19 protein-coding genes are annotated in these 25,985 nt (G+C 66.2%); 7 read left to right on the forward strand and 12 right to left on the reverse strand.

Translation table 11 applies throughout. From position 1 onward, the window contains the following. Positions 1 to 4: 4 nt before the first annotated feature. Positions 5 to 1,570: an oligopeptide:H+ symporter gene (locus MRBLST15_RS07795; protein ID WP_367785629.1), complete on the reverse strand. Its 1,566-nt coding sequence runs from the start codon at positions 1,568 to 1,570 to the stop codon at positions 5 to 7. A 162-nt stretch (positions 1,571 to 1,732) separates the two neighbouring features. On the opposite strand from MRBLST15_RS07795, the gene MRBLST15_RS07800 reads away from it, so the two are divergent. After that, complete coding sequence (locus tag MRBLST15_RS07800; RefSeq protein WP_312704189.1) at positions 1,733 to 2,569, forward strand: endonuclease/exonuclease/phosphatase family protein; 837 nt, start codon at positions 1,733 to 1,735, stop codon at positions 2,567 to 2,569. A 142-nt stretch (positions 2,570 to 2,711) separates the two neighbouring features. Here MRBLST15_RS07800 and MRBLST15_RS07805 read toward each other — a convergent pair whose 3' ends face one another. Then, positions 2,712 to 3,323: a superoxide dismutase gene (locus MRBLST15_RS07805; RefSeq protein WP_089236174.1), complete on the reverse strand. Its 612-nt coding sequence runs from the start codon at positions 3,321 to 3,323 to the stop codon at positions 2,712 to 2,714. Between the two features lie 222 nt (positions 3,324 to 3,545). Here MRBLST15_RS07805 and MRBLST15_RS07810 point away from each other — a divergent pair, with 222 nt between their 5' ends. Further along, entirely contained in the window at positions 3,546 to 4,001 is a 456-nt protein-coding gene (locus MRBLST15_RS07810; RefSeq protein ID WP_367785630.1) for a ribonuclease domain-containing protein, read from the forward strand. Further along, on the forward strand, positions 3,998 to 4,411 hold the full coding sequence (locus tag MRBLST15_RS07815) for a barstar family protein (protein ID WP_099821159.1): 414 nt from the start codon (positions 3,998 to 4,000) through the stop codon (positions 4,409 to 4,411). The genes MRBLST15_RS07810 and MRBLST15_RS07815 overlap by 4 nt, the downstream gene beginning before the upstream one ends. 122 nt (positions 4,412 to 4,533) lie before the next feature. On the opposite strand, the gene MRBLST15_RS07820 is transcribed toward MRBLST15_RS07815, so the two are convergent. After that, positions 4,534 to 6,291 carry a hypothetical protein gene (locus tag MRBLST15_RS07820; RefSeq protein ID WP_367785631.1) on the reverse strand — a complete coding sequence of 586 codons (1,758 nt, stop codon included), beginning with the start codon at positions 6,289 to 6,291 and terminating at the stop codon, positions 4,534 to 4,536. 10 nt (positions 6,292 to 6,301) lie between these two features. Continuing rightward, positions 6,302 to 6,901, reverse strand: a complete 600-nt coding sequence (locus tag MRBLST15_RS07825) for an NfuA family Fe-S biogenesis protein (RefSeq protein ID WP_165377620.1) — start codon at positions 6,899 to 6,901, stop codon at positions 6,302 to 6,304. Positions 6,902 to 6,991: 90 nt separating this feature from the next. Between MRBLST15_RS07825 and MRBLST15_RS07830 the strand changes: the two genes are divergently transcribed. The 3 genes from MRBLST15_RS07830 (at position 6,992) to zupT (ending at position 8,662) form a co-directional block, all read left to right on the forward strand. After that, positions 6,992 to 7,342 (forward strand): 4a-hydroxytetrahydrobiopterin dehydratase, encoded by a 351-nt coding sequence (locus MRBLST15_RS07830; protein WP_089236179.1) that lies wholly within the window; start codon positions 6,992 to 6,994, stop codon positions 7,340 to 7,342. Next, positions 7,339 to 7,755, forward strand: a complete 417-nt coding sequence (locus MRBLST15_RS07835) for an energy transducer TonB (protein ID WP_312705987.1) — start codon at positions 7,339 to 7,341, stop codon at positions 7,753 to 7,755. The genes MRBLST15_RS07830 and MRBLST15_RS07835 overlap by 4 nt, the downstream gene beginning before the upstream one ends. 97 nt (positions 7,756 to 7,852) lie before the next feature. Further along, positions 7,853 to 8,662, forward strand: a complete 810-nt coding sequence (gene zupT, locus MRBLST15_RS07840; RefSeq protein WP_025876721.1) for a zinc transporter ZupT — start codon at positions 7,853 to 7,855, stop codon at positions 8,660 to 8,662. A 555-nt stretch (positions 8,663 to 9,217) separates the two neighbouring features. Here zupT and MRBLST15_RS07845 read toward each other — a convergent pair. Further along, entirely contained in the window at positions 9,218 to 10,192 is a 975-nt protein-coding gene (locus MRBLST15_RS07845) for an RluA family pseudouridine synthase (RefSeq protein WP_180166414.1), read from the reverse strand. Between the two features lie 406 nt (positions 10,193 to 10,598). On the opposite strand from MRBLST15_RS07845, the gene MRBLST15_RS07850 reads away from it, so the two are divergent. After that, on the forward strand, positions 10,599 to 13,835 hold the full coding sequence (locus MRBLST15_RS07850; RefSeq protein WP_312705985.1) for an Rne/Rng family ribonuclease: 3,237 nt from the start codon (positions 10,599 to 10,601) through the stop codon (positions 13,833 to 13,835). A 116-nt stretch (positions 13,836 to 13,951) separates the two neighbouring features. On the opposite strand, the gene MRBLST15_RS07855 is transcribed toward MRBLST15_RS07850, so the two are convergent. From MRBLST15_RS07855 to MRBLST15_RS07885, 7 genes are all read right to left on the reverse strand, one after another. Then, the gene (locus MRBLST15_RS07855) at positions 13,952 to 14,833 is read right to left on the reverse strand and encodes an endonuclease/exonuclease/phosphatase family protein (protein WP_367785632.1); all 882 of its coding nucleotides are present in this window, start codon (positions 14,831 to 14,833) and stop codon (positions 13,952 to 13,954) included. Positions 14,834 to 14,835: 2 nt separating this feature from the next. Further along, positions 14,836 to 18,003, reverse strand: a complete 3,168-nt coding sequence (locus tag MRBLST15_RS07860) for a discoidin domain-containing protein (protein WP_367785633.1) — start codon at positions 18,001 to 18,003, stop codon at positions 14,836 to 14,838. Continuing rightward, positions 18,000 to 18,836 carry a carbohydrate ABC transporter permease gene (locus MRBLST15_RS07865; protein ID WP_089236185.1) on the reverse strand — a complete coding sequence of 279 codons (837 nt, stop codon included), beginning with the start codon at positions 18,834 to 18,836 and terminating at the stop codon, positions 18,000 to 18,002. The genes MRBLST15_RS07860 and MRBLST15_RS07865 overlap by 4 nt, the downstream gene beginning before the upstream one ends. Further along, positions 18,833 to 19,714, reverse strand: coding sequence for a carbohydrate ABC transporter permease (locus MRBLST15_RS07870; protein ID WP_089236186.1), 882 nt, complete (start codon positions 19,712 to 19,714; stop codon positions 18,833 to 18,835). The genes MRBLST15_RS07865 and MRBLST15_RS07870 overlap by 4 nt, the downstream gene beginning before the upstream one ends. After that, positions 19,711 to 20,991 carry a sugar ABC transporter substrate-binding protein gene (locus tag MRBLST15_RS07875; protein ID WP_414716134.1) on the reverse strand — a complete coding sequence of 427 codons (1,281 nt, stop codon included), beginning with the start codon at positions 20,989 to 20,991 and terminating at the stop codon, positions 19,711 to 19,713. Before MRBLST15_RS07875 ends, MRBLST15_RS07870 begins: the two co-directional genes overlap by 4 nt. A gap of 64 nt (positions 20,992 to 21,055) precedes the next feature. Next, on the reverse strand, positions 21,056 to 22,660 hold the full coding sequence (locus MRBLST15_RS07880) for a glucoamylase family protein (RefSeq protein ID WP_089236188.1): 1,605 nt from the start codon (positions 22,658 to 22,660) through the stop codon (positions 21,056 to 21,058). Between the two features lie 244 nt (positions 22,661 to 22,904). Next, positions 22,905 to 25,961: a TonB-dependent receptor gene (locus MRBLST15_RS07885; protein ID WP_312706044.1), complete on the reverse strand. Its 3,057-nt coding sequence runs from the start codon at positions 25,959 to 25,961 to the stop codon at positions 22,905 to 22,907. Positions 25,962 to 25,985 lie beyond the last annotated feature (24 nt).

Here is a 25,985-nt window from a genome sequence, read left to right on the forward strand (position 1 = left end):
AGGCTCAGGCGGTGCGGTAGTTGTCGACCATACGATAGCGTCGTGCATACCAACCAAAGGCCAACGCCGCGATGAAGGCGAAGCCGGCGAAGAAGAACATCAGGAATGCCGCCTCGCTCAACCCGGTCCCCGCGATCTGGTGGGTCACCGTCTCGTTGCGTACGGCCGCATTGGACAGCAGCACCCACAGGTTGCCGATGGTGGTGGTCAGGTTCCAGAAGCTCATCACCACGCCCTTCATCGCCTGCGGGGCCTGGCTGTAGGCGAACTCCAGGCCGGTGGCCGAGACCAGCACCTCACCGAAGGTCAGCAGCGCGTACGGCAGCATCTGCCAGAAGATCGACATCGCATTGCCACCATCCATCACCACCTGGATGCCACCCACCACGATCCAGGCCAGGCCGCTGAAAGCGATGCCGGCGGTCATCCGGCGCAGCGCGGTGGGCTCGAAACCGAAGCGGCGCAGGGCCGGGTACAGCACCAGGTTGTTGAACGGAATCAGGATCATCACCAGCAACGGGTTCAGCGCCTGCATCTGCGAGGCGGTGAACCAGCTCGGCATCTGCATCTGCTGGCCCTGCAGCACCCAGGTCGAAGCTTTCTGGTCGAACAGCGAGAAGAACGGCGTGGTCAGGGCGAAGATCACCAGCACGCGCAGCACCGAGCGCACGCCTTCCACGGCTTCGGCCGGATGCTGGCCGCGCGCGCGGTCCAGCTGCAGCCAGGTGCCACCACCGATGCCTGCCAGGATCGAGACCAGCGCCAGGCACAGGCAGATCACGATGCCGAGCGAGCCGACCAGGCCGAACGAGGCCACCGCCAGCACCAGGCCGAGCACGGCGATCACCAGGCCCGGACGGCCTTGGCCGGCCACCCGCGTGGTCAGCGCGGTGCGCACCACATTGGCGAACGAATGCGGGTCCTTGGGCGGCAACGGCACCAGCACGTAGCGCTTGCGGCCCAGCCAGAACACGAAGGTGGCGATGAACATCAGGATGCCCGGAATACCGAACGCCCACTGCGGGCCCCAGTTCTTCAGCACCAGCGGGATCAGCAGCGAGGCGAACAACGAGCCGAAATTGATGATCCAGTAGAAGGCGTCGAAGACGATCTTGGCCAGGTGCTTGTTGCTCTGGTCGAACTGGTCGCCCATGAACGAGGCCACCAGCGGCTTGATGCCACCGGCACCCAGCGCGATCAGGCCCAGGCCGAGGAAGAAGCCCTCACGGCTGCCCTCGAACAACGCAAGGCACAGATGGCCCGTGCAGTAGACCAGGCTGAACCACAGGATGGTACGGTACTTGCCGAAGAACTTGTCGGCCAGCCAGCCACCGAGCAGCGGGAAGAAATACACGCCGATCATGAAGCTGTGCATGATGTCCTTGGCTTCACCGGCACGGCCTTCCGCAGTGAGTTCCTGCAGCAGCAGCGAGGTGATCAGGAACTGCACCAGGATGTTGCGCATCCCGTAGAAACTGAACCGCTCGCAGGCCTCATTGCCGATGATGTACGGGATCTGGCGCGGCATCTTTCCCTGGCCGGCGATGGGGGCGACTGCGTCGTGGCTCATCCTGTAAGGCATTCCTGCAAAACGAAAGGCGCAAGAGTACCGGAACCTATGCGTGCGAAGCACGCTGCAGGGCTGCATGACAGCCGCGCCAAAGCATGGCAGGCACATGCAGCCCTGCCGGAAGTCACGGAACCTGCACGGCAAAAGCGTAAACTTATCGTTATGCGCCCCCTGCCCTTCGCCCGCATCCTGCCCAGCTGCCTTGCCCTCATGCTGGCCGTGCCTGCGCTGGCCCGGCCACAGGCGCCGCCGGCCGCAGGCCTGGGCACAGAGGTGCGGCAATTGACCGTCGCCGCGCTGGAACTGCCCAGCCGTGACGAAGGCCAATGGAAACAGCGCCGCGAACAGGTGCTGCAGCTGCTGACCGATCTGCAGCCGGATGTGATTTCGGTGCAGCAGGTCCTGCAGCAGCAGGGGCGCAACCCGGCCTGCTGGTTGGCCAGCCGGCTGCGCTACAGCTGCGATTTCGTCACCGCCGACCCGCCGAGCCAGCCGGTCCGACACGGCAACGCGATGCTCAGCCGGCTGCCGGTCAGCGAGGATGGGGTCACCCTGCTGCACCCGCCGGGCACCTTCAGCGCCGCCGGCATGATGCGCCTGCGCTTGGGCGACAACGACGTCAACGTCTACGTCGCGCGCCTGCGGCCTGAACCCGACGAAGCCAACGCCCGGCAACACCAGACCAGCGACCTGATGACCTGGATCGGCGCCACGGCCGAGGGCATGCCGAGCCTGATCGCCGGAGATTTCTCCGCCAGTACCGTCGAGCTGGTGCGCAGCACGCCCGGCTTCCAGCCGGCCCGGCGCAATCCTGGCGCACCGGCGGCCAGCGGCGGCGGTGCCAGTGGCCATGGGCTGGATGTCCTGTTCCAGGTCAAGCACTTCGGTGGCATCCGCCAACAGGCGATCCTGCTGCCCGCCGATGGCGACCTGCCCGGCCTGCGCCTGGGCGTGATGGCAACGCTGCGGCTGCAGGACGTTCCCGCCACCACCGAATAGGCGCGCCGCTGCGCTCGCCGGGCACGGCCCGGCGCCGCCGCCGTTTCCGGTAGCGCCGGGCCATGCCCGGCGGGTGCGGTCGCAGACAAACAAAAAGGCCGGGGTCTCCCCCGGCCTTTCTGCGTTCACACAGGCACTGCGATCAGGCGATCGCTTCCTGGTAACGACGCTCGACTTCATTCCAGTCGATGACGTTGAAGAACGCGCCGATGTATTCCGGACGGCGGTTCTGGTACTTCAGGTAGTACGCGTGTTCCCACACGTCCAGGCCGAGGATGGGGGTGTTGCCTTCCATCAGCGGGCTGTCCTGGTTGCCGCTGCTTTCGACCACGACCTTCTTGTCCGGGGTCACGCTCAGCCACGCCCAGCCGCTGCCGAAACGGGTCAGCGCGGCCTTGGTGAAGGCATCCTTGAACTTGTCGAAACCGCCCAGGTCCTTGTCGATCGCCTTGGCCACATCACCGACCGGATTGCCGCCGGCGTTCGGGGCCATCACGGTCCAGAACAGCGAGTGGTTGGCGTGGCCGCCACCGTTGTTGCGCACCGGGCCCTGCAGGTTCTCCGGCAGCGACTTCAGCTTCTTCACCAGTTCTTCGACCGGCAGGTCGGCGTACTCGGTGCCTTCCAGCGCAGCGTTGACGTTGTTGATGTAGGTCTGGTGATGCTTGGTGTGATGGATTTCCATCGTCGCCGCATCGATATGCGGTTCCAGCGCGTCGTAGGCGTAGGGCAGCTTGGGCAGGGTGTAGGCCATGATGCATCTCCTGATAGCGAGGGCACCCGACGGCATCGTCGGGCGGTGCGCGGTGAATGATGGGGACAGACCGCAAGATTACCAAGGGGGATGTAAAGGAAATTGCGTCCTGCAGGTGAGCATGCCGGCAATTGTTACCCGGCGGTGACGCAGCGCTCGCCCTCATGCAGGGTGCAGCGCGCAGGCGCTACAGTGGGCGTACCACCCTCGCCGCTCCCACCCATGCGCAACCCCCGGCTGTTGATCACCGCCATCGCCCTGCTGCTGCTCGGCCTGGTCGTCAATCATTTCATGCAGCGGCCACCGCCGCCGCAGTTCGCGCCTGACCTGCAGAGCACGCCGGCCACCAGTGCACCTGCGGTGCGCAGCCGCGGCAGCGACAGCGGCCTGCCCGCCTTCCTGCCGGCCGAAGCCCGCCAGACCATCGCACTGATCCAGCGCGGCGGCCCGTTCCCGCATCGCCAGGATGGCAGCACCTTCGGCAACCGCGAACAACGACTGCCACAGCGTCCGCGCGGCTACTACCGCGAGTACACCGTCGACACGCCCGGCGCAGGCAACCGCGGTGCGCGGCGCATCGTCACCGGTGGCAACCCGCCCGATGCCTGGTACTACACCGATGACCACTACGCGTCGTTCCGCAGCTTCACCGTCCCGGCCTCAGGAGAACGTCCATGAGCCACGATGATTTCGGCCTCGGCCTGCATGACATCAACAATGCCGGCGTCTACGCGATCGACACCTCGGATATCAGCGCACTGTCGGCAGCGATGCGCGATGCCGACCTGAAGGTGATCCGGATCGATCTGGATGGGGTGAGCGACAAGCGCACCCTGCTGGCGCGGCTGGCCGCCCAGCTTGATTTCCCTGCCGGCTTCGGTGGCAACTGGGATGCACTGGCCGACAATCTGCGCGACCTGCAATGGCTACCGGCCAACGGGTACGCGCTGTTCCTGGCCGATGTCGATGCCCTGCGCGCAGGAGCCGGCAAGGAGTTCGACACACTGCTGGACATCCTTGATGAAGCGAGCCGTGACTGGGTGGGCCGCGACGTCCCGTTCTGGGTATTCCTGTCGCAGAGCGCGTGACCTGGTAGAGGCCGACCCTGGTCGGCCTGCACGTGAAGCGCATGGATCATCCACGCATGGCGTGGACCTACCCGGCGCAGCTGGATGCACCGTAGATCCACGCCATGCGTGGATGCGACGCCCTACCGGCTGCCGTTATCTTCCTGCAGCTCTTTCTTGAACGGGATATCCGGCGGCGGACGCGCCACGGCGGGCTGGTCCTGCATGTTCGGATCGGTGAGGCCGCAGCCGCCACCGGCCTGCAGGATCGAGATCACGCAGGAAATCTTCGTGCTGGTGCCCGGCAACGGAATCTCCATCGCCTTGACGCCCTTGCGCACCCATTCGGCCAGCAGCGATTCCTGCGGCACCCAGTATTTGTCGAACGAGGTGGGCGTGTAGTCGTACGGCGGCCGCTTCAGCCATTTGCCGGACTCGGCGATGCGTTCCTTGCTCCAGCCGTCGTTGGCTCCACCAGGTGCGCCACGCTCGGCCTTGCCGGCCCCATCCTGGCCGGTCACGCGCACGCTGCCGTCAGCATTGAACAGACCATCCCCCTTGCCGGCGCTGGCCTGCGAGGCGCCCTGATTGGCGCCTTCGCGATTGCGGCTGGAGGCACCCCAGTCGTCACCGCGCGCAGGTGTCGCCCAGTTGCCCGGGGTCGGCGCCGGGCGTGCGCCCGCCTGCGCGGGGGCAGTACTGATCGCCGCAGGACGCGCCGCGCTGGCGCTGTTCTGGGCTGCGCTGCCTGCGGGTGCCGGCGTAGGCGTGGTCGCACTGCCGGCCGAGGTCGAGGCTGCCGGTAGCGGCGCGGCTGCAACCTCCCGTTCGCGCACCTGCACCTCGCGCCCGGCAGGCGCACGCACGGTGGGTTCGCGCCCTGCGACGGCGGCCATGCGCACCTGCGGATCGGCGATGGCCTGCACTTCGCGTTCGCGCACCTGCACCTCACGCTGCGGCACGCGCACCTGGATGTCGGCGGTACGCATCGGCTGCGAGGCCACCGGCGCTTCGACCGTGGCGATTTCGCGTTCCTGCACCTGCACGTCGCGCACGCGCGGCGCCTGCACCGCTACGTCGGGCGAGCGCACCGGCATTGGTGTCGGCGCAGCCTGTACCGGCTGCACGCTGCGCTCGCGTACGGTCGGGACGGTGTCTCGCGGAACGATATTGACCTCGGTCCGCGGCGGCGCCATCGGCGGCACCACGAAATCGGTGGTCGCCTGCGCCACTTCGGTGGCCTGCACCGGTGAGGGCGGTGGTGCGGCCGCCGGCGCCGGCTCGACCTCGGCCGGCGGAGGCACGCTGGCCGTCGGTGCGGTGGCAGCGGCGGCGGAAGACGGCGCAGGTGGCGACGCCGGTTGCGGGCGTGGTGCAGTTGCGCCCCCCGCGTCCTGGCCTGCGGCTATGGCACCGGCGGCTGCAGCAGCAGCCGCCTCGGCTCCGGCCTGGTCGCCGCCGCCTTCCTGCGCAGCACGGCCGACGAATTCAATCTGTACGCGCTCGCCCTCGCTGCCCTGCTCGTCCGGCGAAGACGTGCGGATCACCGCTACCCACAGCAGCAACAGGAAGAACAACAGATGCAGCAGCGCGCTGAGCAGCGCCGAGGTCCAGCGCATCCAGCGCTGGTCGCGAGGCGCCGGATCCCAGTCCTGCCAGAACAGGCGGCGCAGGGACGCCCATGGTCCCAATGCGGGCAATCGTCCCGGAGACCCGGGCAGCGGTCGCGGCAGCAGCACCGCGATCACTTCGCGCGCGTGCAACGGACGTGGCAGCGGCGTCAGCGTCCGCAGCCAGATCGCCCAGCCGTACGGCAGGCCGGTGTTCTTCTCGAGGATGGGTGGTCGCTGCTGGCGCGCCAGCAGCAGGTCGATGAGTTGCTCGGCTCTGGGCAGAGGCACGCGGTGGCGATCAGGCGGCGTTGCCGCGCGGAATATACGGGGCGTGGCCGCTGTCGTGATCGGTAGCGTCACGCACCGCGGTCACGCCGGGCACACGGCCCATCAGGGTCTTCTCGATGCCCTGCTTGAGGGTGACGTCGGCCATGCCGCAGCCCTGGCAGCCACCGCCGAAGCGCAGCAGCACCACGCCGTCAGCCGAGACTTCCTGCACGGCCACCTTGCCGCCATGCGAGGCAAGTTGTGGATTGACTTCGTTCTCCACCACCCAATGCACGCGCTCCACCAGCGAGGCCGCATCGCCGGGCGCTTCGCCCTTGATCCGCGGCGCCTTGATGGTCAACTGCTGGGTGCCGGCCGTGCCGGGCACGATGTCGATCTCAGCGCCGTCGAGCCAGCCGACGCTGGTGGCGTCGACATAGAGAGTGAAGCCATCACAGTCCACCGCCCACTCGTCGCCGAGCAGGTCAGTCGGCTCGGCGAACTCCAGCCGGGCGTCGGCACGCGGGGTTCCGGGTTCGACCGCACTCAAGCGCACGCCCATGCCGGGCACGCCCTCGCGTTCGATCAGCTTGCGGAAATGGGTCTGGGCAGTGTCGGAGATCTGGATCATCAGGCTATTCTAGCCAAGTAAGCGTCAGCCGCTCATTCGTTTTATACACCGGCCGGCGCATTGTTCAGTCAACACGAGGTGGAGGAACCCATGGCCGACCTGATTCCGCTGGCGCAGGCCCATTGCGTGCCGCGCAAAGGCAGCGACCACAAGCTGGGCGAGGCCCGTCTGGCCGAACTGCTGCCGCAGGTTCCCGGCTGGGAGCTGGCCGAGGCCGGCCAGGCGCTGGTGCGCACGTTCCGCTTCAAGGATTACTACGCCACCATGGCCTTCGTGAACGCGTTGGCCTGGATCGCCCACGGCGAGGACCATCACCCGGACCTCGGCGTTCACTACGATCGTGCCGTCGTCCGCTACTCCACCCACGACGTGGGCGGCCTGAGCGAGAACGACTTCATCTGCGCAGCGAAGACTTCGGCCCTGACGGAGCAACTGAAATGAACGTGCGATTGCTGAGCCTGTCCCTGCTTGCCGTGACCAGCCTGGCCGGCTGCGGCACCTCCGAGCCGCCGGCAGCGCCGGCTGCGGCCCCCACCGAAGTGGCGGCGGTGAAGACCCCGCCGCCGCAGTACCCGCTGGAACTGGCCTGCACCGGCGTGGGCGGCACCAGCACCTTCAAGGTGGTGATCGGCACCGACGGCAAACCCAGCGAGGTCACCCTGCTGACCGGCGCGGGCAACCCGCAGCTGGACGATCTGGCCAAGACCGCCGTGCAGGGCTGGCAGTTCAAGGCCGCTACCCGCAATGGCGAGGCCGTGCCGGCCACGATCCAGGTGCCGGTCAGCTTCAACCCGCCGCAGCCGAAGCCGGACCAGTGCTTCGCCATCGAAGAAAGCCTGCGCCGCGGCGGCTGACCGCCTGTCGCCGACGAGGCCAGCCGACGCCCGCCTCGCCTTTGCCGCCCCGGCCCGTGCCGGGGCGATTGCTTGATGACAAGGAACGCGTCGGTACATGCTGCAGATTCCCCCCGAAAACATCTGGATCGCGCTGGCGGTCACCCTCGCTGCGGGCCTTGCCACCGCCATCGGCAGCCTGCTGGTGCTGTTCTCGCGTCGGCCCAACCCGCGCCTGCTGGCCTTCGGCCTGGCCTTTGCCGGCGGTGCGATGGTGTATGTCTCGCTGTCGGAGATCCTCAACAAATCCATCGCCTCGTTCGCGCTGGCCTATGGTGAGCGCACCGGCTTCACCTACGGCACCCTCGCCTTCCTGCTGGGTGTAGTGGTGATCGTGTTGATCGATCACTTCATCCCCAACCCGCATGACAGCCTGGACAAACAGGACCCGGCCTTCCGCGAGAACAGCCGCGAATACCTGAAGCGGGTGGCCCTGCTGACTTCGGTGGCGATCACCGCGCACAACTTTCCGGAGGGGCTGGCGACGTTCTTCGCGACGCTGGAGAGCCCGTCGGTGGGCATGCCGCTGGCCTTCGCCATTGCCATCCACAACATTCCCGAGGGCATCGCGATTGCGGTGCCGGTGTACTTCGCCACGCAGAACAAGTTCTACGCGTTCGCCGCCAGCCTGCTGTCAGGCCTGGCCGAGCCGGTCGGCGCCGCGATCGGCTATGTGCTGCTGTCCGGCTCGCTGTCCCATGCCACGTTCGGCTGGGTGTTCGGCCTGATTGCCGGGGTGATGGTGTTCCTGGCGCTGGACGAGCTGCTGCCGGCGGCCAAGCGCTACGCCAAGGGCCACGAAACCGTCTACGGTCTGGTGGCGGGCATGGGCACGCTGGCGATCAGCCTGGTGCTGTTCAAGTGGTGAAGGGTTTCCGGCCAACGGGCTGAGCCCCCTCGCGGCTGACGGAGCGGGATTCTGCGGCTGGGCCGGGCGAGGTGGGTTTGCGGGGGACGCCGTAAACCCATCCATGGGGGCTTGGGCGCGCCATCCATGGCGCTTACACCCCCGCAAACCCACCTCGCCCGGCCTCGGACAGGCTACGTGCGTGCCAGCCGCGCAATGAAAGAATGAAAAGCGAAGCCAGCGCTGCGCGCGTGAGTCGAGCGTGGCTCGACTCTACAAAGGCTGCGTGCGGCCATGGGTCTACGCTGCGGCTGTCGGGTCCGCCTTGCAGCGAGCCGAGCACCGCAGGTCCGGCGAGGGCGAAGAGGCTCGGATGTCTGAGCGCAGCGAGTTCCGCGCCGCCCCTCGGCGGAGCGAGGAGCACAGGGTACCGGCGCGCAGCGCCGGCTCGCGGATGGCGGCGTGTTTCTTTGGTTACTTTGGTTACTTTCTTTGCACGAGCAAAGAAAGTGACAAGCCCACTCATCGCGGGGGAACCACGGCACCGACCAGGCCCCCGGCGCCGCCGAACTGCCGTCAGCGGAGTCTGTCCAGCGCCTCGACCAGCTCATCCGCCAGCGGCGCACTCAGCACATACGGGCTCTTGCCGTCGTCCAGCGCGAACTCCAGCGACGCGGCATGCAGGAACAGGCGCTTCAGCCCGATCTGCTCACGAAGCCGCTTGTTGACCGCAGGATCGCCGTATTTGTCGTCTCCGGCCACCGGATGACCCAAGTGCTGGGCATGCACGCGGATCTGGTGGGTGCGGCCGGTTTCGATCCGCACTTCGCAGTAGGAATGGCCGCCCTTGCGCTCCAGCACCCGGAAGTGGCTGATGGATTCCTTGCCGATCGCATTGACCTGCACATGACGCTCGCCACCTTGGCGCAGGCCCACGTGCAACGGCGCATCGACCGTCATCACACCGTCCGGCATGCGCCCGGCCAGCAGGGTCAGGTAGCGCTTGCGGATGCCGGCGCCGTGGTCTTCACGCAGCAGCGCCTGCAGCTCGCTCAGCGCCGAACGCTTCTTGGCCACGATCAACAGGCCCGAGGTATCACGGTCCAGCCGGTGGACCAGCTCCAGGGTCTGCCCGGGGCGCAGGGCACGCAGGGTCTCGATGGCGCCGAAGCTGATACCGCTGCCGCCGTGGCTGGCGACGCCGGTCGGCTTGTTCAGCGCCAGCAGGCGGGCGTCTTCGAAGACGATGGCCTGCTCCAGCCGACGCATGAACGCCTCGGGCGGACCCGCCTTGTCTCCTTCTTCAGTGAGACGAACCGGCGGAATCCGCACTTCGTCGCCGGCCTCCAACTTGCGCTCGGCCTTGGCGCGGCCGCCATTGACGCGCACCTGACCGCTGCGGACCAGCTTGTAGACCAGGCTGCGCGGGGCACCCTTGAGCTGGCCGAGCAGGAAATTGTCCAGGCGCTGGCCGGCGCGGTCGGCCGGAACGGTGATCATGCGCACGGAAGGCTTGTCGCCGGCCGGCTTGGTGGGGTCTTGTGCAGTCATCAGCCTGTTTATTCTGTTACACTCGGGGGGCGAGATAAGGGATTGATTTCGTTGGAAGTTACTCAGGGCCAGAAGCCCAGCTTCCGACGAATCCGGCACAGTGCGCGACCACCGCCCGCGGGGCGGCCATGTTAGCGGCTCACCGGCGTTCCCGGCCATCGCCGATTGCCTGACACGCAGTCGCGCTGAACATGTCCCGTGCGGCGCTCCAGCCTGGCTGACAGCTGCCTCCGGCCCTGCAACACCCAAAACCAGAAAATTGAAGCGCTCCCGCGGCCTGCCGTGGTGTCGTAGCGCTGGAAACCCAAGCCGCCCTCCCCGCGCTTGCGCGAATGGGCGGCGAGCCGTGTCCAGAGGCGAAACTCCATGGCGTTCCGCGCGGTAGCCGCTTGCGAGGAACGCAACAATGAAGCGAATGCTGATCAACGCCACGCAGGCTGAAGAGCTGCGTGTTGCCATCGTGGATGGCCAGTCGTTGTATGACATCGACATCGAGCAGCCGTCCAAGGAACAGAAGAAGTCCAACATCTACAAGGGCCGGATCTTCCGCATCGAGCCCTCGCTGGAAGCGGCCTTCGTTGAATACGGTGGCGGCCGCCACGGCTTCCTGCCGCTGAAGGAAATCTCCCGCGATTACTTCCAGGCCGGTGTCGACCACAACAAGGCCGGCATCCGCGAGCTGCTGAGGGAAGGCCAGGAAATCGTCGTCCAGGTCGACAAGGAAGAACGTGGCAACAAGGGCGCTGCCCTGACCACGTTCATCTCCCTGGCCGGCCGCTACATGGTGCTGATGCCGAATTCGCCCAGCGCCGGCGGTGTCTCCCGTCGCATCGAGGGTGAAGACCGGGCCGCCCTGAAGGACGCTCTGGACAAGCTGAACATCCCCGACGAAATGGGCGTCATCATCCGTACCGCCGGCGTCGGCCGCGATGCGGAAGAGCTGCAGTGGGATCTGGACTACCTGCTGAACGTATGGCGCGCCATCGCCGAAGCCGCCCTGAGCAAGCCGGCCCCGTTCCTGATCTACCAGGAATCGCGCCTGATCGTGCGCGCCCTGCGTGACTACCTGCGCGCCGACATCGGCGAGATCCTGGTGGACACCGAGGAGATGTACGAGCACGCCAGGGAGTTCATGCAGCAGGTGATGCCGCAGACCCTGCGCAAGCTCAAGCATTACAAGGACGACATCCCGCTGTTCAACCGCTTCCAGATCGAATCGCAGATCGAAGGCGCCTACGAGCGCAACGTGCGCCTGCCGTCGGGTGGCTCGATCGTGGTCGACCAGACCGAAGCGCTGACGGCCGTCGACGTCAACTCCTCGCGCGCCACCAAGGGCAGCGACATCGAGGACACCGCGTTCCAGACCAACCTGGAAGCGGCCGAAGAAGTGGCCCGCCAGCTGCGCCTGCGTGACCTGGGTGGCCTGGTGGTGATCGACTTCATCGACATGGCCTCCAACAAGCACCAGCGCGAGGTCGAAAACCGCCTGGCCAACGCGCTGAAGTACGACCGTGCACGCGTGCAGGTTGGCCGCATCTCGCGCTTCGGCCTGCTGGAAATGAGCCGCCAGCGCCTGCGCCCGAGCCTGGGCGAATCCAGCCAGATCGTCTGCCCGCGTTGCGACGGCCATGGCCGCATGCGCAGCGTCGAGTCGCTGTCGCTGTCGATCATCCGCGTCGCTGAAGAGCATGCGATGAAGGAGAACACCGGGCAGGTGCTGGTACAGGCCCCGGTGGAGATCGCCAATTACCTGCTGAACGAAAAGCGCGGCGCGCTGGGCGAAATCGAGAAGCGCCATGAGGCACCGATCGTGATCGTCGCCGACGAGCAGCTGCACACCCCGCATTACACCGTCACCCGCCTGCGCGACAACGAACTGGGCGAGGAAAGCGGCAAGCCGAGCTACCAGCGCGGCACCCCGCGCAAGCTGCCGGTGCACGCACTGACCAAGGGCCAGCTGAACATCCCGCCGCCGATGGTGACCCAGGTCAAGCACAACTCGCCCGCCCCGGTGCGCGAGGAAGTGGAGCCGGTCGCTGCACCGGCACCGGCACCGGTGGCCGCAGCGGCCCCGGCGGCGGCGGCCAGCGGTGGCGTGGTTGGTTGGCTGAAGCGCATCTTTGGCGGCGAGCCCGCTCCCGCTCCTGCACCGGCACCGGCCGCGCGCCAGCAGCAGGATGGCGGCCGCCGCGACCGCAACAAGGATCGCAACAAGGACCGCAAGGACCGTCGCGAGGACAGCCGTGGCAACGGCGGCAATGGCAATGCGCAGCAGCAGAAGGACGGCGGCAACCGCAAGGACCGCGGTGAGCAGCGCAAGGATGGCCGCAACGGCGGCAACCAGTCCAATGGCAATGGCCAGCAGCAGCCGCAGCAGCAGGGCAAGCCGAAGGATGCCCAGCAGCCGCAGCAGCAGAACAAGCCGCGCAACGAACAGGGCCAGGGTCAGGGCCAGCAGCAGCCGAAACTGAAGCAGCCTAAGCAGCCGCGCCAGCAGGACGGTGACAAGCCGGCCGAGAAGCCGCAGCGCGCCGCTGCCGAGGCCCCGGCCGACGTCGTGACCGCAGCAGCTGCCGTGACTGCCACGACCGCGGCTGTGGCCACGGTTGCAGTGCAGGAAGAGAAGGCACCGGCACCGGCTGTCGTTGCCGAAAACGTGGTCGGCGCTGTCGCGTCCGCAGATGCCGTCGCGTCGACCGATGCCGAGGTCGTGGTTGCGACCGGGGCTGTCGAAGACGCAACGACCGATGCAGCAGGCGATCAGACCGGCGAAGGCGCAACCCGCCGTCGTCGCGGCCGTCGCGGTGGTCGTCGTCGTCGTCGTGGTGGTGCCGAGAACGCCGCAGGCGGTGACGCGCTGGGTGATGATCTGGACGACGGCGATGATGCCGAGGGCGACGACAACGACGGCGATTCCGCCGAGCAGACTGCACAGGCTTCGGTGAACACCCCGGTTGCCGCCGCGCAGCCGTCGCGTTCGCAGCCGGAATTCGATTTCGATGACGAAGTCGAGCCGGCCGCCACTGATGCTGGCAAGCCGGCACGTGCACCGGTTGCGGTGGCCGCCGCGGTTGCCCCGGTCGCTGCCGTAAGCAGCGCCGTGGTCGAAACGGCCGCTCCGCTGGCAGCCACGGTGCAGACTCCGGCTCCGGTGGAAGCCGTCGCCAAGGTCGAACCGACCCCGTCGCCGGTGCAGACCAGCATGCTGGATGCGATCGATGCGGCGACGCCGGTGCAGCCCGCACCTGAAGCGACCCCGGTGGTCGAGGCGAAGTCGCCGGCTGCCGAGACCGCTGTTGTGATCGAAGCAGCTCCGGTCGCTGAACCGGCTGCGGTGGTTGAAGCTGCACCGGCAGCCGAGCCGAAGCCGGTGGTGGCCGATGTTGCGCCGGTGGTTGAAGCTGCTCCGGCAGTCGAACCGAAGGCCGAGGTTGAAGTCGCCCCGGTCGTCGAGCAGCCGGCAACCCCGGTGGCCGTCGAAGCCGCACCGGTGGAAACCGCTGCACCGGTCGCCGATCCGATCGTGCCGGCGGCAGTCGACCCGATCGCCGATGGCCATGCCGACGCTGCCGCACAGGCTGCCGACGCGCAGGCCTCGGAAGAAGACGAGGACGCCGGCAAGCGCACGCCGCCTGCCGCCTGATCCATCGTTGATCGGCAACAAACGAAACGGCGGGGATCGATGATCCCCGCCGTTTCCGTTTGTGACGCATCAAATGCCGTAGCGAACGCCGGACGCGTCAGCGCGCCACGCCGACATCAGGGTTTCGGCGCGAACTGCAGCCGGGTCCACACCCCGTAATGATCAGAGGCCCAACGGCCGCCGTCATCCGGCTGGTCGAACAGGATCTTCGCTTCGCGCGCCACCATCTGGTCCTGCTGGAAGAAGATGTGGTCGATCCGCGACGGCGCCTGGTAGTAGTGACGGTTGAGCGTGCTGACACCGGCCAGGTCGGTGTTGACGTGCACGCTGCCGTAGCTGTCGCCGTAGTGACTGCGCAGCTCGCTGAGATCGCCGGCATCAACCAGTGCGTTGAAGTCGCCGGCAATCACCACCGGAGCACCCGAAGCGCTGCCGGCGATGAAACGCAGCAGATCCTCGACCTGGCTGCGGCGGATGCGCTGGCCGGCGTCGTCACTGCGCTCGTTGAGATGGGTCGCATAGACATTGACCGGCTTGCCGTCCACGTCGATGCGCAGATGGGCCACGGTGCGGTAATCATCCAGCGGCAGCAGCAGGTGCTCGCTACGGGCCAGGATCGGGCGCCGGGTCAGCAGCGCATTGCCGTAGCGCTTGGGTGCCCCCACTGGATCGGTGGACACGAACACGTAGCGGTAACCGAGCTGGCTGGCCAGCCACTGCGCCTGGTTGCGCACGTTGCGCTTCTGGATCACTTCCTGCAACGCGATGGCATCGGGCTGCAGGCGCTTGAGCTCGGCCACGATCGTGCGACGGCGGCTGGGCCAGTCTTCGCGGTCATGGTGCAGGTTGAACGTCACCATGCTCATGCCGGGTTCGCTGACAGCCGCCGCGTTGGCCGCGGCGACCGGCGCAGCGGCTGCGGCCAACCCCGGCAGGGCCAGCGCGATCGCCAGCCCCAGCACGCAGAGACTGCGGCCGATTCCGAGCGGACCTCGCATGCTTACTTTTCCTTGCGTTCGGCGCGGCGTACCGCGCTGGGGACATCGATCTCGACCCGGGCCGGCAACTGGTGCACGTGCAGCTCGTTGTTGATCCATTCCACCGTCTCGCCATTGACCGTCGCCTGGCCGGGTTCGCCTGCATACGGCCATGGCAGCACCACGCCGCCGGCGGGGGGTACCAGCCCGGGCTGCACGTCCAGCACCAGCTGCTTGTCGCTGCGCTGCAGGCGATAGTTGAGCTGCCCCTGCGGCGTGCGCAGGCCCTGCACGGCGATGCCTTCGCCCTGCAGCCACGCCACCGGGATACCGGCGGCGAGTACCAGTGCCTCATCCGCATCGCGGTTGTAGGCGAACATGTCCAGCGCCGAACGGACGAAGTCCGATGCCACCCAGGCATGCGGCAGGTCACCCACGAAGAACGGCTTGCGCGGCGTACGCGAGACGACCTCGGCCCACTGGTTCCAGGCCTGCGGCGCGCGATCCTTGAAGAAGAACTGGGTGGCCTGCCAGGCGCGGTCACGCCAGCCCAGGCGCACGAACGCGGCGACATTACGCCATTCGTACGGCGTGTAATCCTTCCATTCGCGCTTGCCATCGCGGCGCGCGACGAATTCGTTCCAGTAGCGCTGGAAGGTTGCGTCCAGCGCCTCCTGCGGCAACCGCCCCTGCTCGCCGCCGGGTGCCAACGCGATCGTGGTGGAGGTCGCGTCGAAGTCACCCAGCTCGGCCGAACCCGGCAGGTAGTCGATGCGATGCTGCAGCATGGCCGCCAGCAGCGAGGCCTGCAGGTCGTCACGGAACTGATCGCGCGATTCGCTGATCTGCATCGCCTCGACCTTGCCCAGCTGCGCCGCCAGCTGCGCGGCGTCCTTGTAACCCCGCAGCGCCCAGAAGTTGTCCCAGTACGAATGCATCGGCTTGGCCGAATAACCCTCGTGGCTGATCGAGGCCGGCATCATCCCGTAGAAGGCAGCGTTGCGCGCACGGTTCTCCTCGGTGCGCTCGCTGCCCCGCAGTTGTTCCATGTAGCTGTAGGCACCCAGCACGTGCGGCCACATCTGTTCGAGGAAGGCGGTGTCGCCGGTGTAGCGGCCATATTCGGCGATGTTGTAGATCAGCTCACCGTGGCTGTCGTTCTCCGGCACCGGGTCACTGCCACGCGCATCGACGCAGCACGGCACCTTGCCGTTTTCAAATTGGTAAGGCGCATACCACGTCACGTAGTCGCGCACGGCATCGCTGCGGCCCATCCGCAGCAGGCCTTCGGAGATCATCGCGCCGTCGCGGATCCAGCTGCGTGCGTACGAGCGCGTACCCGGCTGCAGACGCGGGCCGACCCGCGAGATCAGCATATGCGCCACGGCGGTGCGCAGCGTTTCCACCAGCGGTTGGCCGGCAGCCGGCACCTGCAGGGTCACCACGCCCAGCTTGTCGCGCCACATCGCCGCGACCTGCTGCTGCGCCTTGCCCACGTCCAGCGCCTGCGGCGCCCAGCTGCCGGTCTGCGGCAGCACGATCGCCACCTCGCGGCTCTGCCCGGGTTCGAGCTTGATCGTGTACAGCAGCGCGCCGGACGCCATGCCGGTCGGATCCTTCACGGCGGTGGTGGCGGGCAGCTTGCCGCTGGCAAGGTGCATGGCATCCAGCTTGCCGTCGAAGCTGCTGGCAAAGCGCGCATCCGGCACCTGCAGGGGATACAGCCGCGGTTCGCCATTGATGCGCACCAGCTGCTCGCCCACGTCCAGGCTGTCGATGCGGCTGAAGCCGCCCACCGTGTTGAGGAACTGGGTGGGCGGATTGACCTGCCACGGGCGGATTGCCAGTGCCAGGGTGTATTCGTGCGTGACCTTGTCCGGATTGCTCAACCGGTAGCGCCCGATCAGCTGCGCGCGTTCGGGCGTGCCCTGCACGAAGCTGGTGACCGACAGGCCGGCCTTCTCGTGCACCCAGTCGACCGTGGCGATCGGCAGGTAGCGATCCTGCAGCGACTGGGTAATGGCAACGTCGGCCCAATCCAGCAGCTTGCCGTCAAGGCGGATGAACGGCTCGATGCTGAAGCTGCCCTTGGCCGGCTCCAGTGCGCCGTCCTCACTGATCAGCGCCTGTTCCTGGCCACCGTCCAGGCCAAGCAGGGTCCAGTACGGCTGCTCGCCGACATAAGCACGCGGCAACGCGCCACGCGGCAGGTCGGCCGCCACCGAGGACAGGAAGGCATTGGGAGTGGCAGCGAACGCCAGCGGCTTCAAGGTGATGTCGCGGATGCCGTAGCGCCAGTTCGGTCCGCCCTGCAGGTCGAAACGGACGTAGCGTGCATCGGTGTCGGGCAGTGCCAGCCAGTCACGGCCGCCGGCACCGGCGGTCACTTCGCGCACGGTACGCCAGTCACGACCGTCCTCGGAGGTACGCACGGTATAGCGGTTCGCTTCCAGGTCCGGCAGCCAGTCGATCACCGCACCGCCGATCTCGCGGCTCTTGTGCAGGTCCAGGCTGATGGTCTGCTGCTTGACCCCGCCACTGATCCAGAAGGTATCGGACTTGCCGTCGATCATCCGGTCCTGCAGCGCGGTTGCGGTATCGGCGATCACCGAGGGCCGCAGCGCGGAATCGTCCTGCGCGGGCAGGCCCTGCAGGGTCAACTTGTCGAAGCACACGGTGCCGCGGCCGCCGACCTTGCTGTAGATCGTGAATTCCATCGACGCGCTGCGCGCCATGTCCTTCTCTGGCGATGGCCCCCAGGCCTTGTCGATCTGCCGGCGGCGGTACTCCACCGGCGTCCACGCCTTGGGGAAAGCGTAGCCGGGGCGGTTGACCCACCACACGTTGTCACCGCTCGCGTCGATCAGCTTGAACTGCAGGTCATTGGCCGGCGAATCACCGCGCAGCTGGAAACCGAAACGGTAGTTGGCCGGGTATTCGATGGTCAGCGGGCGGCGGATGCCCACGTAGCCGGAGACCTCATGGAAGTCGTAGTCCAGGCACAGCGCGCGGCCGCCGCCGGCGCCACTGACCGGCCGCAGCGAGCCGCTGACCTGGTCGGACAACACCAGCTTCCATGCGCTGATGTCGTCGAAATCATCCAGCACCTTCGGCGCGGGCAGCGCCGGTGGTGCGGCGATCGCCAGGGAAGACCACAACAGGCCCAGTCCAACGGCGATCGCACGCTTCATCCCTTCACGCTCCCCAGCAACAATCCTTGGATGTAGTACCGCTGCAGCACCAGGAACAGCGCCAGAACCGGAACCACGGTGACCACTGCGCCGGCCATCATCATTTCCACGTCCATGATGTGTTCGCGCGAGAGGGTGGCCAGCGCCACCGGCAAAGTGTAGTGCTCCTGGTCGGTCAACACGATCAGGGGCCACATGAAATCGTTCCATGCGCCCATGAAGGTGAAGATCGCCAGCGTCACCAGCACCGGCTTCAGCATCGGCAGCACGATCTGGAAGAAGATCCGCAGCTCCCCTGCCCCGTCGATGCGTGCGGCTTCCAGCAGCTCATCAGGAATCGAGCGGGCGTACTGGCGCACCAGGAAGATGCCGAACACGCTGGCCAGCGCCGGTACGATCACGCCGCCGAAACTGTTGACCAGGCCCAGCTGCTTCATCAACAGGAACAGCGGCAGCATCGCCACCTGGGCCGGGATCACCAACGCCGCCATCAGTACCTGGAACAGGCGTTCACGGCCGACGAAGTTGAGCTTGGCGAAGGCGTAGCCGGCCATCGTGTTGAGCAGCAGCGAACCGAGGGTGATCGCCAACGACACCAGCAGGCTGTTGGCGAAGTTGCCGCCCATGCCGGTGCGCGCGAACAGCTCCGTGTAATTGTGCGTGGTGATGCTGGACGGCAGCAGCGGCGGCGGGAAATGAGTCGCCTCACCCTGCGGCATGAACGAGACCGAGAGCATCCACAGCAACGGTGCCAGGCTGACCAAGGCCAACACCAGCAGTGCGCCGTTGATCATCCACGGGTGCCAGCGTGACTGGCCGATTTCACGACTCATACCAACTGCCTCTTGCGGCCAAAGCGCAGCATCACGGTGGTCACCGCCAGGATGATCAGGAACAGCAGGAACGCCACAGCCGAAGCGCGCCCCAGGTTCCACCACTTGAAGCCTTCCTCGAACATGAAATACAGCACGCTGACGGTGCTCTGCAGTGGGTCGCCGCGGGTCATCACGTAAGGTTCTGCGAACAGCTGGAAGTAACCGGACACGGTGATCACCCCGACCACCAGCAGCACCGGGCCGAGCATCGGCAGGGTGATGTGCAGGAACTGCTTCCAGCGCGAGGCGCCATCGATGCGCGCGGCCTCGTACAGATCATGCGGGATCGCCTGCAGGCCGGCCAGGAAGATCACCATGTTGTAGCCGAAGTTCTTCCACACCGCGAACAGCATGATGGTCGGCATGGCCCAGTTGGGGTCACCCAGCCAGTCGATCGGACTGATGCCCAGGTGGCCGAGGCCGTAATTCACCAGACCGTAGCTGGTGTGGAACAGATAGCGCCAGATCACCGCCACCGCCACCAGCGTGGTCACCACCGGGGCGAACAGCGCGGTGCGGAACAGGGCCTTGAAGCGCGCCGCCGGGGCATTGAGCAGCATCGCCGCGCCCAGCGATACACCGATCGACAGCGGCACGCCGATCACCACGAAATACGTGGTGTTCCACAGCGACTTCCAGAACATCGGCGTCTGCAGCAGGTCGATGTAATTGCCGAGGCCCACGAAGCGCAGGTTGCTGCTGTCGGCCAGCGCATACAGGTCGAAGTCGGTCACGCTCAGCGCCAGCGCCGAGGCTACCGGCAGGCCGAAGAACACACCAAGCACGATCAGCGAGGGGCCGGCGAAGATCCAGCCGGCAAGGGAAGAACGTTTCATTGCGGGCTCCCGGCCGCGACTGCACTGGTCGAACCCGAGGGGGGTGCGCTGCGCTGCAGGCGTTGTTGTTCATGCATCCAGCGACGTTTGGCCAGCACCTTGTCCACGCGCTGGTCCAGTTCGGCAACGGCTTTGTCCTGCGGCAGGCCACCACGCACCACCTGTTCGGTGACGATGCGCATTTCCTGCACGATACGCTCCCATTCGAGCACCTTCGGGGTCGGCTTGACCCGCTCCAGCTGGTCGCGGAACGCGGCGGCAAGCGGATCGTTGGCCAGCGACGGCGCGTTCCAGGTGCTGCGGCGCGGCGGCAGGTCGCCGATGATCGCGTGGAAGCGCGCCTGGATTGCCGGCCGCGACAGGAATTCGATCAGCTTCCAGGACGCTTCCTTCTGCTGCGACTTGCGGAAGATCACCAGGCTGGTGCCGCCGGCGATGCCCGCGCCCGGACCCTCCGGGCCCGGAAGCGCGGCGGTGCCCCACTTTCCTTCCAGTTCCTTCGGCTGCAGCTTCTTGAACTCGCGGATGTTCCAGGGGCCGGAGATGTAGAACACGTTGAAGCCGCGGAAGAATTCATCCCATACGTTGGAGATCTGCGTCTCGGACATCTTCGGCGCCCAGCCCTGCTCGAACATGTTGGCGTAGAAACCGAGCGTGCGACGGAAGCCAGGGCTGGAGAAATTGCCACGGGTGTCATCGTCGCGCAGCAGCGGATCCGGCTGCTGCAGGGCCAGCGACAGCTGCTGCTCGAACTCGTTGATCGGCATCAGCACCGCATAGCGGTTCGGGCCCTGCATGCGCTTGATCGCGGCCATCTGCTCGTTCCATTCCGCCCAGGTACGCGGCGGGTGGTCGAAGCCGGCCTTGGCCAACAGGTCCTTGCGGTAGTAGATCAGGCGGGTATCGACGTACCACGGCACGCCGACCAGCTCGTCGTGGATCACGTTGGTATCCCAGATGCCCTGGAAATAGTCCTTCGGATCGACCACGGTCGAGCGCTGCACGAACGGCTGCAACGGCGTGAGCGCATTGAGTTCGGCGAATTCGGGCACCCAGGTGTTGCCGAGCTGGCACACATCGGGCAGGCCATCGGCAGCGAACGCGGTCAGCAGCTTCTCGTGCGCGGCCGTCCACGGGATGTTCTGCACATCGACCTTGATGCCGGGGTTCTCCGCTTCGAATTCGTGGATCAGCTCGCTGACCACTTCGGCCTCGCGCCCCATCGCCCAGAAGCGCACGGTGGTGGTGCCCTGCTCGGGGCGGGCGCAGCCGGCCATGACCAGCGCGGCCAGTGCAGGCAATGCCCAGCGTCGCAGGCGGTGTTTCCAGTCGTGCACCTTGTTACTTCCCCTGGCCGGTGTTGCGGTTGGCATTGTTTTTCTGTTCCTGCGCGGCGGCCGCACGTGATTCAGCGATACCGACCGCACGTGCCGCCGCGGCCTTCTCATCCTTCTGCAGCTCCAGCGGCTGGAAGGAGCCTTCCGGCGCCAGCCAGCCACCACTGAAGCCCGCCCGTTCCAGGCCCTTGCGGATGTACGGGTTCTTCTTCATCACATCCCAGACGAAGTCGTTGCGGTAGTTGGCGATCATGGTCAGGATCGGGCCCTGGTCGATGGCGATGTAGTCGCTGGCGACCCAGCCGCGATCAGGCACCACGCGCCCGGTCTTGATCGGGATGTCGTAGTTGAAACTGGGATTGAACGAATCCAGGAAGCCGTAGCTGGAGTAGATGTAGTCGCCGTAGCGCTTGTGCATCTCCAGCGTGGCCGGAATCACTTCCTCGGGCGCGAACACGACCGAGGAGATCGCCGCAGTCGGCGCGATCGTGCCGTCATCGAAATTCTCGCGCAGGCCTGCGCCGCGCGAAGAGTAATGGCGGAACTGGCGCTGCTCGCCGCGGTATTCCTGGGTGGTGTTCTGCGGACCATCACTGGCGGTCAGGCCCCAGACGTTCTCGCCGTACTCCTTCCAGTTCATCGGATTGGCGATGGCGTACTCGCGCTGGGCCAGCGCGGCCGAACGGCTGTTGAGGAAGTAGGTGCTGCCACGCTCACGCATGTAGGCATCCTGGATGTCGCGGAAATCGATCCAGACGTGGCTGTACTGGTGGCCGAACAGCGGGCCGAAGGACAGGTATTCCTGGCCCTGGTAGACGCCCCAGTCGTTGTCGTAGGTGCGCGTCCATACCGTCCACGCATCCGGACTGACCGGATGGCTGGGCGAACCCAGGGCGAGGATGTAGACCATCATCGCCTCGTTGTAGCCCATCCAGTCATGGTCGATGAAGCCGTTCTCGGGGAACCAGCCCATCGAGATCAGCGGCGCACGCTGCTGCAGCCACGGCCAGTCGACCTGCTTGTACAGGGTGTCGGCGATCTGCCGGATTTCCTTCTCGCGCGGATCGTCGCCGTCGTAGTACGACTGCGCGAACAGCACGCCCATCATCAGCAGCGCGGTGTCCACCGAGGACAGTTCCACCCAGCTGTCGTAGCGGCGCCCTTCCTGCATGTCCAGGAAGTGGTAGTAGAAACCCTTGTAGCCGGCCTTGCCGGTGCGCTGCGGGCCCATTGGCACGTCGCGGAAGAACTTCAGGGTGGTCAGGGTGCGGTCGATCGCCTGGTTGCGGCTGACCCAGCCGTTCTCGATGCCGATCGGATAGGCAGTCAGGGCGAAGCCGACCGAGGCGATGCTGGCAAACGGCCGCGACGGATAGCGGTCCGGGGTGAGGCCGTTGATCTCGTTGGTGGTATCCCAGAAGAACTGGAAGGTGCGGCGCTCGAGGTCATCGAACAGCGGCGGCAGTTCCGGCTTCATCGGCCGCGGCGGTGCGTCCGCCTCGATCAGGATCACCGGCGGACGCGGCTTGGCAGGCTCCTGCTGGGCCGGTTTGCAGGCGGCGATGGCCAGGGTCATCGCAGCGGCGGTCATCAGGTGGCGTGCCTGCATGGCGCGGTTCCTCCGGTGGGCTGATCGATGAAAGAGCATAACGTCCAATGACCTGAAATCGTTTACAAAGTGCGGTCTTAAAAAACCACGGAAACGTGGCTGATGACACCGCGGTCATTGCCCACGCCATTGCCCCCTGCCTGGCAATGGCGTGGGCAATGGACCGGCCCGGAGGCCGGCCATTGCCGTTGAAGCCGGGGCCATCGGCGAACCGATGGCTCCGTACTGCATCAACTTCCCGCAATCAGAAGCGGAAGCCCACTTCGGCCTTGACCTGACGCGGCGTACCGATGATGTCGCCGGTCTCGTTGTAGCTGGCCTGCAGCTTGCCGTTGCTCTTGACGTAGTTGTAGGTGGAGAAGTTGTCGAAGTTGAACACGTTGATGATGTCGATACGCGCGTACAGCTCCGTATCGCCCGGCATCTTGAACGTCTTCGTCGCCTGCAGGTCGACCGAACGGTAGCCGAAGATCTTGCCGCCCAGCAGGAACTTGCCATTGGCGTTGGGCACAGCCGCCTGCGGAGTCGGCAGATCGTAGCCACTGGCCTGCGGCACCGGGTACCAGTCATTGACGGCGGTCGGGGTGGCCAGGGTGATCTTGCCACCGAAGGTGATGCCCCAGAAGCCCGCGTACGAACCGGTGACCACCAGGCGGTGACGCGGCGCGCCGTTGGAACGGATGGTCGGGTAATCCTCGATCAGGCCGCGGTCGAAGGCGTACTTCTCGTTGATGTCGCGGTTGTGGCGCGCGGTCGTCCAGGTGTAGGCGATCGAGGTACCCCAGCCGCTTTCCTGAGTGAACGGCTTCTGCGCCGACAGCAGGATCTGGGTCGCACGGGTCTTGATGCCCTGCTGGCCGATGATCAGGCTGCCGAAGCCCGGCACGTTGCAGCTCCATGCCTGGCTCAGGCCCGGCTCGGTGCCACCGCACAGGCGCGGGTCATCGAAGAACTGGCCGGTCGGGTAACGGTTGCCCAAGGTGAAGGCGAAGCCGTCGTAGCTCAGGGTACGAGCGATGGTGGCGTCGGTCAGCCAGTCACCGATCTGGTTGCTCATGCCCAGGCTGAACTGATCCGAGTACGGAGCCTTCAACTTGTTGTTCAGCAGATCCACTTCCAGGCCAGCATTGCTGGTCGCACCGACCAGGCTCTGCAGGTTGCCGATGCCATTGAGCAGGTTCGGGTTCCAGTCATAGCAGGCGGCCTGGCCGTTGATGCAGGTGCCGGTGGCCGGGTTGCGGAAGTAGATGGTCGGCTGCGGCAGGGCCAGCTTGGTGGTTTCCAGCTGCAGGTTGTCGAACAGGTCGCGGTCGTAGGAACGGCCGGCACCACCGTGGATCACGTGCTGCTCGTCGGCGTTGATGTCATACGAGAAGCCCAGGCGCGGCTGCCAAGCATCCTTGAATGCCTTGCGATTGTGGCCGTTGCTGATGTAGTCGCTGATGTCCAGGCCGCCCAGCGCCAGCGAATCGGCGTACGTCTGGCCAGCGGGGCCGCGCGGATCCTGCGAATAGATCGCGTCGACCACGGCCTGCGGGGTGACGAAATCCAGGTAGGACGGGGTCTTTTCGTAGTCCCAGCGCAGGCCGATGTTCAGCTGCAGGTGGTCGTTGACCTGCCAGTCGTCCTGGATGAACACGCCGTACTGCTTGGACTTCGAACGCACTTCACCGGACACGCCGTCCACGCCGGTCACCGGCTTGACGAACTGCGCCTTGTACGGGATGGAGTCCGGGAAGTCCGGATCGCCCAGGCTGTAGGTGAAGGTCGGGTTGATCTGCGCCGCATCGGAGGCGTACAGGTCGATCGCCTTGTACTTCACGCCCATCTTGATGGTGTGGTCGCCGGCCCACTGGATGCCGTCCAGGGTCAGGTTGTCCTCAATCGACCAGCCCTTCTGGCCCTTCACCTGCGAATCCAGTGCCGAGGCGCCACCGATCTTCACCACGGTGCGGTCTTCGGTGCCGTCCGGTGCGGTGTAGGTGATGCCGTTGGCCAGGGTCAGCGGCGTCGGGTTGTTGAACGAATCTTCATGGGTGACCATCATTTCGTTGTAGTAACGCTCGCCGCTGTGGTTCCAGCGCAGGGCGTAACGACGGTCGGTGTTGACTACTTCACGGCCGGCTTCCGGCGAGGTCTGGCCGCTGAACTGCGACTGGGTTTCATCGCGGTCCTGGAAGGTCAGCTCGATGCGATCGTTGTCGGTCGGCTCGAAGTCGATCTTGCCGAAGATCAGATCCTGCTGGAACGGCTGGCTGGCCGGGCCCAGGCCAGCGGCGCCCACGGCCGGCAGCAGGCCGGCAGCACCGGTGACCGCGCCGTCCGGCGCGATGGTGACCGGCAGGTCGAAGCGCTTGGCTTCATAGGTCACGAAGAAGTGCGCCTTGTCCTGGATGATCGGGCCACCCAGCGCGAAGCCGTATTCCTTCTCGGCCGAGACCATCTTGTCCTTGCCACCCTGGCGCTCGGCCGGGGTCTTGGCGCGCATGTCCTCATCGGTGTAGCGGTAGAACGCCTCACCCTTGAATTCATTGGTACCGGACTTGGTGGCAGCGGTCACTGCAGCGCTCGACACCTGGCCGTACTCGGCCTTGTAGTTGCCGCTGATGACCTTGTATTCGCCGATGGCCAGCTGCGGGAACGGGTTGCCGGCGCTGCCGGACTGGCCGGCCACGCCGCCGCCCTTGACGTAGCTCTTCTGGCCCACGCCGTCGATGTAGACGTTGGTACCGTCGGAATTGGTGGCACCGCCGCGCAGCGAGGTGTTGCCCTTGGCATCACGGGTGAAGATCAGGCCCGGCACCGCGTCGGCGAACTCCAGGAAGTTGCGCGAGACCTGCGGGGTGGTCTGGATCTGCTGCAGGCTGACGGTCTTGCCGACTTCGGACGTGCGCACTTCCTGCAGCAGGGTCGGCGCGACGACGTTGACGGTGTCCAGGTTGGTAGCGGCGGTCGAGCCGGTACCACCGGCGGCCGCCTCGCTGAAGTTCAGCGTCGCGGTCGAGGCGACGGTGACGGTGACCTTCTGGGTCTGGCCGTTGGCAACGACGTTGTAGGTGCCCGGGTCCAGGCCCATCAGCGAGTAGCTGCCGTCGGCGCGCACGGTGCCGCGACGGACGGTGCCGGTGGCGATGTTGGTGGCGGTGACTTCGGCACCGGCCTGCGCGCCGGACACCTGGCCACGCAGGCTGGCATTGGCCGACTGCGCCATGACGTTGGGGGCGGCGGCCAGCATCAGGCAGCTGACCAGGGCGGTGCTCAGCAGCCGGCGCGCCGGCGTGCGGATCGTGGAATGCATCATCAACTCAATCTCCGGGTGGCGGTG

Source organism: Stenotrophomonas sp. LST15-1-1.1 (assembly GCF_040815575.1).
GTDB classification, from domain to species: Bacteria; Pseudomonadota; Gammaproteobacteria; order Xanthomonadales; family Xanthomonadaceae; genus Stenotrophomonas; species Stenotrophomonas lactitubi_B.

What these genes read in the sequence shown, in the direction of transcription:
- MRBLST15_RS07885 (WP_312706044.1), bottom strand. Translation starts at nt 25,961, where the DNA reads ATGATGCATTCCACGATCCGCACGCCGGCGCGCCGGCTGCTGAGCACC.
- MRBLST15_RS07810 (WP_367785630.1), top strand. Translation starts at nt 3,546, where the DNA reads ATGCGCAACCCCCGGCTGTTGATCACCGCCATCGCCCTGCTGCTGCTC.
- MRBLST15_RS07870 (WP_089236186.1), bottom strand. Translation starts at nt 19,714, where the DNA reads ATGAAACGTTCTTCCCTTGCCGGCTGGATCTTCGCCGGCCCCTCGCTG.
- MRBLST15_RS07805 (WP_089236174.1), bottom strand. Translation starts at nt 3,323, where the DNA reads ATGGCCTACACCCTGCCCAAGCTGCCCTACGCCTACGACGCGCTGGAA.
- MRBLST15_RS07855 (WP_367785632.1), bottom strand. Translation starts at nt 14,833, where the DNA reads ATGCGAGGTCCGCTCGGAATCGGCCGCAGTCTCTGCGTGCTGGGGCTG.
- MRBLST15_RS07830 (WP_089236179.1), top strand. Translation starts at nt 6,992, where the DNA reads ATGGCCGACCTGATTCCGCTGGCGCAGGCCCATTGCGTGCCGCGCAAA.
- MRBLST15_RS07875 (WP_414716134.1), bottom strand. Translation starts at nt 20,991, where the DNA reads ATGGCCGGCTGCGCCCGCCCCGAGCAGGGCACCACCACCGTGCGCTTC.
- MRBLST15_RS07835 (WP_312705987.1), top strand. Translation starts at nt 7,339, where the DNA reads ATGAACGTGCGATTGCTGAGCCTGTCCCTGCTTGCCGTGACCAGCCTG.
- MRBLST15_RS07845 (WP_180166414.1), bottom strand. Translation starts at nt 10,192, where the DNA reads ATGACTGCACAAGACCCCACCAAGCCGGCCGGCGACAAGCCTTCCGTG.
- MRBLST15_RS07815 (WP_099821159.1), top strand. Translation starts at nt 3,998, where the DNA reads ATGAGCCACGATGATTTCGGCCTCGGCCTGCATGACATCAACAATGCC.
- zupT (WP_025876721.1), top strand. Translation starts at nt 7,853, where the DNA reads ATGCTGCAGATTCCCCCCGAAAACATCTGGATCGCGCTGGCGGTCACC.
- MRBLST15_RS07825 (WP_165377620.1), bottom strand. Translation starts at nt 6,901, where the DNA reads ATGATCCAGATCTCCGACACTGCCCAGACCCATTTCCGCAAGCTGATC.
- MRBLST15_RS07795 (WP_367785629.1), bottom strand. Translation starts at nt 1,570, where the DNA reads ATGAGCCACGACGCAGTCGCCCCCATCGCCGGCCAGGGAAAGATGCCG.
- MRBLST15_RS07800 (WP_312704189.1), top strand. Translation starts at nt 1,733, where the DNA reads ATGCGCCCCCTGCCCTTCGCCCGCATCCTGCCCAGCTGCCTTGCCCTC.
- MRBLST15_RS07880 (WP_089236188.1), bottom strand. Translation starts at nt 22,660, where the DNA reads ATGCAGGCACGCCACCTGATGACCGCCGCTGCGATGACCCTGGCCATC.
- MRBLST15_RS07865 (WP_089236185.1), bottom strand. Translation starts at nt 18,836, where the DNA reads ATGAGTCGTGAAATCGGCCAGTCACGCTGGCACCCGTGGATGATCAAC.
- MRBLST15_RS07850 (WP_312705985.1), top strand. Translation starts at nt 10,599, where the DNA reads ATGAAGCGAATGCTGATCAACGCCACGCAGGCTGAAGAGCTGCGTGTT.
- MRBLST15_RS07860 (WP_367785633.1), bottom strand. Translation starts at nt 18,003, where the DNA reads ATGAAGCGTGCGATCGCCGTTGGACTGGGCCTGTTGTGGTCTTCCCTG.